Origin of the sequence: Nocardioides sp. Root240, assembly GCF_001428825.1 — a bacterium.
GTDB lineage: Bacteria > Actinomycetota > Actinomycetes > Propionibacteriales > Nocardioidaceae > Nocardioides.
The window spans coordinates 451,804-464,286 of record NZ_LMIT01000002.1 but is presented as its reverse complement, the minus strand read 5'-3'; the positions used below and the strand labels follow the sequence as shown (position 1 = coordinate 464,286).

Sequence of the window (12,483 nt, the reverse complement as noted above, 5' to 3'; positions counted from 1 at the left end):
TGGTTGAACCGTCAACCAATCCGCGTCATTCCCGGCTCACTGCTTGCGCAGCAGCGCCAGGAACATCGCGTCGGTGCCGTGCCGGTGCGGCCAGAGCTGGACCGTTCCGGGCAGCGGCCCCTCCGCGTCCGGTACGGCGGGCAGGCACGCGCGCACGTCGTCGAGCTGCATCTCGGGATGCTCCGCGAGGGCCGCGGTGACGACGCCGGACGTCTCGGCGAGCACGGGCGAGCAGGTCGCGTAGAGCAGCACTCCCCCGGGCCGCAGCACCCGGATCGCCTCGCCGAGCAACGCCTTCTGGAGCGGGACCAGCTCGGCCACGTCCTTGGCCGACCGGCGCCAGCGCGCCTCGGGCCGGCGGCGCAGGGCGCCGAGGCCGCTGCACGGCGCGTCGAGCAGGATCCGGTCGGCGCCGGCGTCGGCGAAGGGGGCGCGGGTCGCATCCGACTGCACCACGCCGGCGAGTCCGGCGCCGGCGGACGCGGCGCGGGCGACGAGGCGGGCACGGTGGTGGTGCAGCTCGACGCCGGTCAGCGCGGCTCCGCGCTCGCCCGCGAGGGCAGCGAGGAGCGCGGCCTTGCCCCCCGGGCCGGCGCACAGGTCGATCCACCGCTCGTCGCGGCCCTCGAGCGGCGACGTGGCGAGGGCGAGCGCCACCAGCTGGGAGCCCTCGTCCTGCACGCCCGCGCGGCCCTCAACCACGGCCGGGACGGCGGCCGGGTCGCCGGCCTCGAGCACGACGCCGAACGGCGAGTACGGCGTCGGCGTACCGGGCAGCTCGTCGCGGGCGGCCAGGCCGGGCCGGGCCACCAGGGTGACCCGCGGTGCGGCGTTGTCGGCGGCCAACAGGTCCGGCAGCTCGGCCGCGGCGTCCCCGAGGGCGGTACGGAGCTCGTCGACCACCCACGCCGGGTGGCTGTGGGCGACGGCGAGGTCACGCGTGCCCGAGCCGGGCGCGACCTGGGCCAGCCAGGCGTCGAGGTCCTGCGCGGCGACCTTGCGCAGCACCGCGTTGGCGAAGCCGGCCGCGCCCTGGTTGACCTGGGCGCGGACCAGCGTGACGGTCGTGTCGATCGCGGCGTGCGTGGGCACCCGCATCGCGAGCAGCTGGTGGGCGCCGAGCCGCAGGGCGTCGAGCACCTTGGCCTCGACCTTGCGCAGCTGTCGGTCGATGCAGGCCGCGAGGACGGCGTCGTAGGTGCCCTGCCGCCGGATCGTGCCCGACGCGAGCTCGGTGGCGAACGCCGCGTCCCGGCCGGTCAGGCCGTGGCGGGCGAGCGCGGCCGGGAGGAGCAGGTTGGTGTAGCCGTCGTCGACCCGGACCGCCTTGAGGACCTCGAAGGCGGCCAGCCGCGCCGGGTCGACGCGCTTCACTCGAAGGTGGCCGTGTCGGGCAGCCGCACGCCGCGGGCCCAGTCGGCCGCGCCCATCTGCTTCTTGCCGAACGCCTTGACCTCGCCGAGCCGGACCGCGTCGGTCGACGTACCGACCAGGACGTGATTCTTGCCGACCCGGATCGCGCCGGGCGGCAGGTCGCTCACGCCCTCCTCGATCGTCACGGCACCGAGCTTGACCCGCTCGTCATCGAGGGTGGTCCACGCGCCGGGGCCGGGCGTGCAGGCACGGATCCGGCGGTCGACCCCGACGGCCGGCTCCTTCCAGTCGACGCGGGCGTCCTCGACGGAGATCTTCGGGGCCAGGCTGATGCCCTCCTCCGGCTGCTCGCGCGCCTCGAGTGCGCCGTCGGCGATGCCGTCGAGGGTCGCGACGAGGAGCGACGAGCCGCCCTCGGCGAGGCGGGCGAGCAGGTCGCCGGCGGTGTCGGTCGGCCGGATCCGCTCGGTCATCACGCCGAACACCGGGCCCGCGTCGAGCGCCTCGACGATGCGGAAGGTGGTCGCGCCGGTGAACTCGTCGCCGGCCCACAGCGAGTGCTGCACCGGAGCGGCGCCGCGCCAGGCGGGCAGGATCGAGAAGTGCAGGTTGACCCAGCCGTGCGTCGGGATGTCGAGGGCGCTGCGCGGGATCAGGGCGCCGTAGGCCACGACCGGGCAGCAGTCCGGCTCCAGCGCGCGCAACGCCTCCTGGAACTCGGGGTCGCGCGGGTGCACGGGCTTGAGCACGGGTACGCCGAGCTCCTCGGCCCGCTGCGCGACCGGGCTCGGCGTCAGCTTGCGGCCCCGTCCGGCGGGCGCGTCGGGGCGGGTGACCACGCCGACCAGCTCGTGCGGCGACGCGGCGATGGCGTCCAGCGCCGGGACGGCGACCTCGGGGGTGCCGGCGAAGACGACCCTCATCGACCGAATCCGCCCGTCGCGTGCGGCGAGAGCTTGATCGTCGGCTTCTCCAGCCCGAACCACTCCGACTCGCGGATCTCGCGCATCGCCGCCTTGCGGCCGGCGTCGTCGAGCCGGTCGATGAACAAGATGCCGTCGAGGTGGTCGGTCTCGTGCTGGATCGCGCGGGCGAGCAGCTCGGAGCCCTGGATGCTGACCGGGTCGCCGTGCATGTTGAAGCCGTTCGCGACCACCGACAGCGCGCGCAGGCAGTCGTAGGTCAGCTCGGGCAGCGACAGGCAGCCCTCGGGGCCGTCCTGCTTCTCGTCGGACAGCTCCAGCACCGGGTTGACCAGGTGGCCGACCTCGCCGTCGACGTACCACGTGAACACCCGCAGCCCGACGCCGATCTGCGGCGCCGCGAGCCCGGCGCCGGGGGCGTCGAGCATGGTGTCGGTCAGGTCGGTGACGAGCTGGCGCAGCTCGGCGTCGAACTCGACGACCTCGAGCGCGGGCTTGCGCAGGATCGGGTCGCCGAACAGGCGGATGGGTCGAATGGCCACCTCGTCATCCTAGTGACGCGCGGGCGTGGCTCAGATTTCCGGCGGGTCCACCTGCACACGCACCGGCTCCAGCTTGCGCGCCGAGCGCAGCCGCTGCGCCTCCCCGAGCGCGTGGGCCAGCGCGGCGCCCTGCGCCCGCGGCACCCGTACGACGAGCCGCTCCTCCGCCTCCTCGTCGCTGGCGCGCGCCGGCACGGGCACCGGACCGAGGACGTCGGCCGCCTCCGGCAGCGCCAGCAGCGCCCGCAGGTCGTCGAGCGCGCCGGGCGTGCCGGTCAGCGTCGCCACCCGGGCGGCGGGCGGCAGTCGCGCGGCCCGGCGCTCCTCGGCCTCACGGGTCGCGAAGCCGGCGGGGTCCCAGCGGACCAACGCCTGCAGCACGGGCAGCGCGGGGTCGCCCACGGCCAGCGCCCTGCCCCCCGGGCGCACCAGCCCGATCGCGTTGCACCAGCGGCGCAGCGCCTCCTCCTGCGCACGCATGCTGTCGCGACTGAGCGCCCACCAGGTGTCGAGGAGGACGACGACGGCGTAGCCGTCCTCGGCCGGCGGCTCCGCCCCCGGCGTGGCGACCACGATGCGCGGCGAGGCGTCGATGCTCGCCCTGATCCGGTCGCCCGACGAGGTGACCACGGAGATCGACGGGAACGTGCGGCCGAGCTCGTCGGCGGTCCGCGCATCGCCCAGCACCGGCGCCCGCAGCCCGGCCGACCCGCACTCGGGGCAGGTCCAGTCGGGCGCCTCCGTCGCGCACCAACGGCAGCGCGGCGGCGAGGTCGGGCCGGTCAGCTCGAGCGGACCCGCGCAGGCGCCACACCGGGCGGGGGTCCGGCAGCGCTCGCAGGCCAGCTTGACGGCGTACCCGGCCCGGGGGGTCTGGACCAGCACCGGTCCCCGCTCCAGCCCCCAGCGGACCGCCTCGAAGGCCTCCCGCGGGATCCGCGCGGTCGACGCGAACGGGTCGCGCGCGAGGGCGTGGTCGCTGGCACCGGTGACGCCGACGAGTGCGCGGTGGCGCAGCTCGGCGCGCGGCAGCGCAACCTCGTGGGCCCAGCCCGAGCGCAGCAGCTGCTCGGCCTCGACCGTGCGCGCGAACCCGCCGACCAGCGCCGCCGCACCCTCCAGCTCGGAACGCAGCAGCAGCACCTCCCGGGCGTGCGGGTACGGCGCCCGCGGCTCCGCGTGCAGGTCGTCACCGTCGTCCCAGATCACGACCAGTCCCAGGTCGCGCACCGGCGCGAAGGCCGCCGAGCGGGTGCCGACGACGATCCGGCGGGTGCCGCGACTGACCGCCAGGAAGTCGCGGTAGCGCGCGGCGGGGCCCGGCTCCGCCTGCAGCGTGACGTGGTGGCCCTGCCCGAGGAGGGCGGTCAGTGCGGCGTCGACCCGGGCGACGTCGCGGTGGTCGGGCAGGCAGAGCACCGTCCCGCGGCCCGCCGCGAGCGCGGAGGCGGCGAGCTCGGCCAGCAGGTGCGGCCAGTCCTCCCCCGGACCCGCACCCCAGACCGCCCGTGGCGCGCTCCCCGAGCGGAGGTGCGCGATGAACGCCGACGCCGCCGGATAGGGCGCCCACGCGGCGTCGCACGCACCGGCGTCCGCCGCCAGCGGCGGCTCCGGCGGCGAGGGCTCCTTCTCAGTGGTGGCGTGGCGCGGCGGCACGGCCAGGCGTCGTACGTCGGCGCCCACGCCGGCGTACCGCTCCGCCACCTGGGCGCACAGGGCTGCCACCGCCGGGCTGAGCACCGGCTCCGGGCTCACCAGCCGCCGCAGTGGGGCGAGCCGTCCCTCGTGCTCCGACGCCGCGGTCCGGGCCACGACGAAGCCGTCGACGTCCTGGCCGCCGAAGCGCACCTTGACCCGCGCCCCCGGCACCGCACCGTCGGCCATCGCAACCGGGACGGCGTAGTCGAACGTGCGGTCCAGGTGGGCCAGCGCGAGGTCGAGCACCACCTGCGCGACCGGGTCGACCTCGGCGATCTCCGCCTCGGCGACCTTGCGGGCGCGGGTCGCGGCCGCCTTGACCCGCCCCTCGGCCGCACGGTCCCGCACGAGACCGGGCAGGTCGAGTGCCTGCTCGTCGGGGGTGGGCGTCATGGGCGCAGTTCTACCAGCGGGGCCCGACGCGTCCGGGCTCAGCGGCGGACCAGCACGGCCGCCGAGGTCCGGACGACCGTCGCGTAGCCCGACTTCCGCGCGGTGATCCGCACCGCCACCCGGTGGCCCCTGTCGACCGTACGGAGCACGAAGCTCGCCCGGGTCGCCCCCGCGATCACCTTGCCGTCGCGCAGCCACCGGTAGGTGAAGGTGATCCCGGTCGGCGCCCACGTACCTCGCGCTGCCGTGAGCCGCCTGCCGACCGACGGCGTGCCGGTGGTGCGCACCGTCCGCGGCGCCGTGAGGATGCCGAGCGCCGTGTCGGCGCTCGCCGCCGCCGTGACCGCCTTGCTCTGGGCACCGTTGGTGCCCGTCACCACCACGCTGAGGCGCGTGCCGACGTCGGCGGCGACCGGCGTGTAGGTCGCCTGCGTCCGGCCGGCGAGCGGCTGCCCGTTGCGCCGCCACTGGTACGTCGGGATCGTGCCCGCCAGGTTCCACGTCGGTGCGGTGACGGCGATCGCGCGGCCGACCCGCGGAGCGCCGGCGGCGAGGCTGGGGACGGTCACGACGGCGAGCACGGGAAGCACGTCCGTCATGGGCCCGGCCACGACCGATGCGGTCTCATCGCCGAGGGTGCCGGTCGCGACCACGCTGAGCCGGGTGCCGACGTCGGCTGGGACGGGCGAGTAGGACGGCTGCGTGGCGCCGGCGATCGGCTGGTCGCCGCGGAGCCACTGGTAGGTCGTGACCACGTCGGGCCTGTTCCAGACGGGCGCCGTCACGGTGATCGGCGTGCCGACCTGAGGCGTCGTCGCCGGCAGGCTGGGCTGTGTCGTCGCCTGCAGCGGCGGCGGGGCCGCCTGGACCGCGGCGATTGCCGTGACCGGGGCCAGCTCGACGACCTGCTCGCCGCGCGTCCCGGTCGCGATGACGCCGATGGTCGTGCCGAGGTCGTCAGCCACCGGCGTGTAGCTCGCGGACATCGCCCCGACGATCGGCTGGCCGTCACGGCGCCACTGGTAGGTCGTCGTCACGCCTGCCTGGTTCCACACCGGCGCGGTCACCGTGAACGCCGTCCCGACCCGCGGCGCGGTCGCCGGGAGGCTGGGCGGCATCGTCGCCTGCAGTGGCACCGGCGCGGCCTCGACCGGCGCCGGGGCGGCGAGCACCACGGGAACGGTCTGCCCGCCGGACGTGCCCGTCACCACGACGCTCAACGCGGTGCCGACGTCGCCCGCGACGGGCGTGTAGCTCGGCTGGGTCGCCCCGGCCACGGGCGCCCCGTCGCGCCGCCACTGGTACGACGTGACCGCGTCGGGCAGGTTCCACGTCGGCGCCGTCACGCTCACCGTGACCCCGACACGAGGGGTGGTCGCGGGCAGGGTGGGGGCGACAGTGGCCGCCAGGCCCAGGTCGCAGGTGTAGACCAGGATGTCGTCGAGGTACCAGCCCGGCCCGCCGTACGACTCGTCGGTGCGGACCGTGAAGGTCGGGCGGACCGACTGGCCGCCGAAGCCGGTGATCTCCACCCTGCTGCCGATCCAGCCGCGGCTGCTGCCGGCGAAGGCCTTGCGGGTCTCGTTGGGTGGCTGCAGGACCCTCGTCGGCCCGTTGTCCCACGGGTAGTTGGACAACGACACCCACGAGGTGTCGTCGGCCGCGGACGTCATCTCGAGCGTGCCGCCGTCGTACCAGTAGCCGGTGCCGTTGGCCGGGTCGATGCCGAAGTCGAAGAGGTACCACTGCCGGAAGGCGAGGTACGACGGCTGGCCCTGCGGGACGGCGATCGGCGCGGCGGACCGCAGGGACCGCGAGACGGCTCCCGGCGGGTCCTCGGCGACCCAGGCCGTGTCGCCGGAGTAGGCGTTCACACCGTAGGCGGCGTTGACCGGCGTCGCCGGTGTGCGGCCCCAACCGGGGGCCGGAGCGAGCTTCGCGGTCGGGTCGCTCCCGGTCTCCGAGTCGAACAGGGTCCGCGGGAAGCGGCCGTCCGGGCAGCCGCGGGGTGCGTCCTTCTCCGGGTCGCTGGTCGGCGGCGAGGTCAGCTCGGTGGCCAGGATCGCCTTGTTGACGGCGGTGCAGTCGGCGGCGGTGAACCAGTTCAGGTCCACCAGCTGCGCACAGGTCTGCTGGAGCACGACCGCCAGGTCGGCGTACTCCGTGAAAGCGGTCAGGCCGGCCATCGTGCGGACCCAGAGGAGACCCGACCTGGTCAGGCTGGGATCCCCCGCGTCGATGCCGGTGATCGTCTGGCCGTTGAAGGTGCCGCCCTGCGAGATCAGGTGGAACGCCTTGTTGCCCACGCCCGAGTTCCGGTGGACCCCGCCGCCGTCCTCGTAGCGGAGGTCGGCGTCCCAGAGGGCGCTGGTCATCCGGTCCGGCTGGCCCTTGGCCGGCGGGTTCGCCAGGTCGCGGATCGCGCCGTTCGGCAGGTCCTCGCCGAGGCGCCAGTCCGTTGCGGTGTCGCCGGGGCCCACGTTCCGGTGGTCGACGATCTCGCCGATGATGTCGGCCAGCGACTCGTTGATGGCGCCGGGCTGGTCCCAGTACAGGAGACCCGAGGACCGCTCGATCACGCCGTGGGTCATCTCGTGGCCGACGACGTCGTCCGCGGCGGCGTACCCCTGGCCGTAGAACATGCCCTGGCCGTTCCAGAACGCATTGGCGTACGGGCAGTTCTGACCGGAGTTGGGGCAGAAGCGGACCGTCGACGACAGCTTGAGGCCGGACGCGGTCGGGTAGCCGATCAGCGAGGTCAGGTCGAAGAAGCCGACCTGCTGGTAGAAGGTGGACGTCGCACCGGCATGGGCGAACGCCGCCTCCACGTCCGCGACCGCGGACGGTCCCGAGGTCTCGGTGCGCACCGCGTCCGTGGTGCAGGGCACCTCCTGGCCCCAGACGTTGGCCCGGTCGCACACGGTGCGGTCGATGTCCTCGACCAGGTCCACGTCGAGCAGGACGTCGCCCGTGCGGTCGTCGACGAGGACCAGGCGTCGCACGGCGCTCCCGGCCCGCACCTCGAAGCGCCACACACCGCGGACCCCGCCCCGTTCAGGAGTGGCGTCGAGTCCCACCGCCTCCGGGTCGAGGACCCAGCGGCCGCCGTCCTCCACCTGAACTCGGCGACCGACTGCCCTCCGGACCGTGCCCGCGGCGACGGCGCGGGCGTCGTCCTCCGCGAGCGTGGGGGCGGGGACGCCGGTGGCGTCGGAGAGGTGGGCGTTCAGCGAGTCCAGCTCGTGGTCGGCTCCCAGGCCGACCACGACCTCGCCGCCGAGGACCGGGACACCGCCGACCTGCTGCTGGTAGCGCACCAGCTGGCCCTCGCCCGGCTTCCCGACCGTCCTGCGCTCCACGAGCCGCGTGCCCGACCGGTCGGCGCCGATCGCCTCGCCGTACCGGTCGAGGTGGGCGCGCGCCGCCACGGAGGCGGGCGTGCGACGCCCGACCCCCGGGTTGTCGAGGTCGGTGCCGGCGGGCTTGCCGACGAACGTGGCGACCCCGTGCTCGCGGCGGATCCGCAGCGGGCCGTCGGCATCGGCCTGCAGGGCCGCCTCACCGTCGTCGGGTCGCGCGGCGTACGACGGAGGGACCACCGCGAGCGCGGCGGTCGCCGCGAGGGCGGCACAGGCGCTGGCAAGGACGCGACGCATGGTTCCTCCGCTTGCAACGAGGTCCGCCCGCCGTCCCCGGAGGGACGACGGGCGGACCTGGAGAGCCTGAAGGGGTCAGATGCCGACGGCGGCCTTGAGGGCCTCCGCGCGGTCGGTCCGCTCCCAGGTGAACTCGGGGAGCTCACGGCCGAAGTGACCGTAGGCAGCCGTCTTGGCGTAGATCGGACGACGCAGGTCGAGGTCGCGCAGGATGGCGGCCGGACGCAGGTCGAAGACCTCGAGCACGGCCTCCTGGATCTTCTCGTCCGGGACGATGCCCGTGCCGAAGGTCTCGATGAAGACACCGACCGGCTTGGCGACACCGATGGCGTAGGCGACCTGGGCCTCGCAGCGACGGGCCAGGCCCGCGGCGACGACGTTCTTGGCGACCCAGCGCATGGCGTAGGCGGCCGAGCGGTCCACCTTCGACGGGTCCTTGCCGGAGAACGCGCCGCCACCGTGGCGAGCCATGCCGCCGTAGGTGTCGACGATGATCTTGCGACCGGTCAGGCCGGCGTCACCCATCGGGCCACCGACGACGAACTTGCCCGTCGGGTTGATGTGCAGCTTGTAGCCGTCGAACGGGACGCTGGTCTTGAACTGCTGCAGGACCGGCTCGATGACCTTGGCCGTGATGTCGGCCGCGATCTGCTCCTGGGTGACGTCCTCCGCGTGCTGCGTGGACAGCACGACGGTGTCGACCCGGACGGCGCGGTCGTCCTCGTCGTACTCGATGGTGACCTGGGTCTTGCCGTCGGGACGGAGGTAGGGCAGCGTGCCGTCCTTGCGCACCGCGGTGAGCTTCTCGGCCAGCGTCTGCGCGATCTTGATCGGCAGCGGGAAGAGCTCCGGGGTGTCGTCGCAGGCGTAGCCGAACATCAGGCCCTGGTCGCCCGCGCCCTGCTTGTCCAGCTCGTCGGAGGAACCGCCGAGGCGGACGTCCTCAGCCGTGTCGACGCCCTGCGCGATGTCGGGCGACTGGGCACCGATGGCGACCTGCACACCGCAGGAGTTGCCGTCGAAGCCCTTGTCCGAGGAGTCGTAGCCGATCTCGAGGATCTTCTCGCGCACCAGCTGGGCCACGGGAGCGTAGGCCTCGGTGGTCACCTCGCCGGCGACGACGACCAGGCCGGTCGTCAGCAGGGTCTCGACCGCGACGCGGCTCTTGGGGTCGTGCTCGAGCAGGTAGTCGAGAACGGTGTCGCTGATCTGGTCGGCGATCTTGTCCGGGTGACCCTCGGTCACCGACTCCGACGTGAACAGACGTCCGGTCATGAGGTGGGAACTCCTGTATGGGGGGAGGTATGGGCTGTGTTCCAACGATACGGACCGCTGGAGGTGATGCTCCTGTGTCTCAGCAAAGAGGCTCTCAGGAAAGACGAGCGACGACCTCGTCCCAGATCTGGTGGGCCAGCGCCGACTTCGACCCGTGCGGTACCTCGACCGAGGAGCCGTCGGCGCCGAGGATCACCGCTTCGTTGTCGGTGCTCCCGAAGACCGCTCCCCCGCTGACGTCGTTGACGACCAGCAGGTCGCAGCCCTTGCGGGCCAGCTTGGCGCGGGCCAGGTCGAGGACGCTGCCGGTCGCGTCACCGGTCTCGGCGGCGAACCCGACGATCACCGCGCCCGGGCGGACCCGGTGCTGCGAGATCTCCTTGAGGATGTCGGGGTTCTGCTGCAGCGTGATCGACGGCGCGGAGCCGTCGTCGGACTTCTTGATCTTCGTGTCCGACGCCGCTGTCGGACGGAAGTCGGCGGGCGCGGCGGCCATCACCACGGCGTCGGCGGTCGCTGCCGCGGTCAGCACCGCGTCGCGCAGCTCGGCGGTCGACTCGACGCGGACCACCTTGACGCCCGCAGGGTCGCCCAGCGACACATTGGCCGCGATGAGGGTGACCTCGGCGCCGCGCGCGGCCGCGGCGCGGGCGAGGGCGTAGCCTTGGCGACCCGACGAGCGGTTGCCCAGGAAGCGGACCGGGTCGAGCCGCTCACGGGTGCCGCCGGCGGACACCACGACGTGGCGTCCGGCGAGGTCGGCGGGCGCACCCGGCGCACCGGACCCGCCGGCCGCGGCGCGCCCCAGCACGTCGCGGGCGACCTCGAAGATCTCCTCCGGGTCGGGCAGGCGGCCCTTGCCGGTGTCGGCGCCGGTCAGCCGGCCCTCGGCGGGCTCGATCACCAGCACCCCGCGCGAGCGGAGGGTGGCGACGTTGGCCGCCGTCGCCGGGTGCTCCCACATCTCGGTGTGCATGGCGGGGGCCAGCACGACCGGGCAGCGCGCGGTGAGGAGCGTGTTGGTCAGCAGGTCGTCGGCCAGCCCGTGGGCGGCCTTCGCCATCAGGTCCGCGGTCGCCGGGGCGACCACGACCAGGTCTGCCGTCTGGCCCAGCCGGACGTGCGGCACCTCGTGCACGCCGGTCCAGACCTCGGCCGAGACCGGCTTGCCGGACAGGGCCGCCCACGTCGGGGCGCCGACGAACTCCAGCGCCGCCGCCGTGGGAACCACCGTCACGTCGTGGCCGGACTCGGTGAACCGGCGGAGCAGCTCGCAGGCCTTGTAGGCCGCGATCCCGCCGGACACACCGAGCACCACACGGGGCCGGGACACGAGGGCCGTCAGATCACTCGGCGGGAGCGGCCGGGGTCTCGGTGGCCGACGCGGCCGCGGCCTGCTCGGCGGCGAGCTCGGCGGGGTCGATGTCCTCGCAGGTCAGCAGGTCCTCGTTGATCTCGCGCAGCGCGATCGAGAGGGGCTTCTCCTGGACGTGGGTCTCGACGAGCGGACCGACGTACTCGAGCAGGCCCTCGCCGAGCTGGGAGTAGTAGGCGTTGATCTGCCGGGCGCGCTTGGCGCTGTAGAGGACCAGCTTGTACTTGCTGTCGGTCTTGGACAGCAGGTCGTCGATCGGCGGGTTGGTGACACCCACGGCGTCGATGTTCGGGGCAGACACAGAGGTCCTCACAGTTCGGTGGATGAATCAACCATCAAGGATACCAACTCCTCGACGGCAGAATGAACTTCGCGGTTGACGATCGTCACGTCGAACTCGGCCTCCGCGGCCAGCTCCTCGCGGGCCGTGGCCAGCCTACGCTCCCGCTCCTCCTCGTCCTCGGTGCCACGACCGACGAGCCGGCGGACCAGCTCCTCCCAGGACGGCGGCTTGAGGAAGACGAAGACGGCGTCCGGCGCGGTCTCGCGGACCTGGCGGGCGCCCTGGAGGTCGATCTCCAGCAGGGCCGGACGACCGGCGGCGAGCGCCTCGGTCACCGGGCCGCGCGGGGTGCCGTAGCGGTGGACGCCGTGGACGACGGCCCACTCGAGCATCTGGCCCTCGGCCACGAGCCGGTCGAACTCCTCGACGCTGACGAAGTGGTAGTGGACGCCGTCGACCTCGCCGGGCCGCGGCGGCCGGGTGGTCGCCGAGACGGACAGGTAGATCTCGGGGTGCTGGTCGCGCATCGCAGCAGCCACCGTGCCCTTGCCGACCGCGGTGGGGCCGGCGAGGACGAAGAGCTTCGCACTCACTCGGCGAACTCACGCTCCAGCGCGGCGACCTGCTTGGTGCCGAGACCACGCACGCGGCGGGACTCCGCGATGCCGAGCCGCTCCATCACCTGGCGGGCGCGGACCTTGCCGAGCCCGGGCACCGACTGCAGGAGGTCGAGGACCTTCATCTTGCCGATGACGTCGTTGACCTGGCCCTGCTGGAGCACCTCGCTGATGGAGGCACCGGAGTTCTTCAGCCGGTTCTTCACCTCGGCCCGCTCGCGCCGGGCGGCGGCCGCCTTCTCCAGGGCGGCCTGGCGCTGTTCGGGTGTCAGTGGGGGCAGGGCCACGGGGTCGGAGTCCTTCGGTGGTCGAGACACGGATCAGCGGTGGCGCGGCGAAACCCGGCC

General features: G+C 73.9%; 10 protein-coding genes. All 10 read right to left on the bottom strand.

Translation table 11 applies throughout. The features are described from left to right. Window positions 1-36 precede the first annotated feature (36 nt). The 10 genes from ASE20_RS05215 to mihF all read right to left on the bottom strand — a co-directional run bounded on the left by ASE20_RS05215 (window position 37) and on the right by mihF (window position 12,423). The gene (locus tag ASE20_RS05215) at window positions 37-1,374 is read right to left on the bottom strand and encodes an RsmB/NOP family class I SAM-dependent RNA methyltransferase (protein ID WP_225869219.1); all 1,338 of its coding nucleotides are present in this window, start codon (window positions 1,372-1,374) and stop codon (window positions 37-39) included. Continuing rightward, window positions 1,371-2,297, bottom strand: a complete 927-nt coding sequence (fmt, locus tag ASE20_RS05210; protein WP_056893454.1) for a methionyl-tRNA formyltransferase — start codon at window positions 2,295-2,297, stop codon at window positions 1,371-1,373. The genes ASE20_RS05215 and fmt overlap by 4 nt, the downstream gene beginning before the upstream one ends. Further along, on the bottom strand, window positions 2,294-2,839 hold the full coding sequence (gene def, locus ASE20_RS05205; RefSeq protein ID WP_056893453.1) for a peptide deformylase: 546 nt from the start codon (window positions 2,837-2,839) through the stop codon (window positions 2,294-2,296). The genes fmt and def overlap by 4 nt, the downstream gene beginning before the upstream one ends. Before the next feature lie 30 nt (window positions 2,840-2,869). Next, complete coding sequence (locus ASE20_RS05200; protein WP_056893452.1) at window positions 2,870-4,930, bottom strand: primosomal protein N'; 2,061 nt, start codon at window positions 4,928-4,930, stop codon at window positions 2,870-2,872. 38 nt (window positions 4,931-4,968) lie between these two features. Beyond that, entirely contained in the window at window positions 4,969-8,586 is a 3,618-nt protein-coding gene (locus ASE20_RS05195; RefSeq protein WP_056893451.1) for a M4 family metallopeptidase, read from the bottom strand. A 75-nt stretch (window positions 8,587-8,661) separates the two neighbouring features. After that, a complete protein-coding gene (metK, locus tag ASE20_RS05190; protein ID WP_056893450.1) occupies window positions 8,662-9,861 on the bottom strand; it encodes a methionine adenosyltransferase in 1,200 nt (399 codons plus the stop codon). 94 nt (window positions 9,862-9,955) lie between these two features. Then, on the bottom strand, window positions 9,956-11,194 hold the full coding sequence (gene coaBC, locus ASE20_RS05185; RefSeq protein WP_082612169.1) for a bifunctional phosphopantothenoylcysteine decarboxylase/phosphopantothenate--cysteine ligase CoaBC: 1,239 nt from the start codon (window positions 11,192-11,194) through the stop codon (window positions 9,956-9,958). 13 nt (window positions 11,195-11,207) lie between these two features. After that, entirely contained in the window at window positions 11,208-11,537 is a 330-nt protein-coding gene (gene rpoZ / locus ASE20_RS05180) for a DNA-directed RNA polymerase subunit omega (protein WP_056893449.1), read from the bottom strand. A gap of 8 nt (window positions 11,538-11,545) precedes the next feature. Next, window positions 11,546-12,112 (bottom strand): guanylate kinase, encoded by a 567-nt coding sequence (gmk, locus tag ASE20_RS05175; RefSeq protein WP_056893448.1) that lies wholly within the window; start codon window positions 12,110-12,112, stop codon window positions 11,546-11,548. Then, window positions 12,109-12,423, bottom strand: coding sequence for an integration host factor, actinobacterial type (gene mihF, locus ASE20_RS05170; protein ID WP_056893447.1), 315 nt, complete (start codon window positions 12,421-12,423; stop codon window positions 12,109-12,111). The genes gmk and mihF overlap by 4 nt, the downstream gene beginning before the upstream one ends. Window positions 12,424-12,483: the final 60 nt, after the last annotated feature.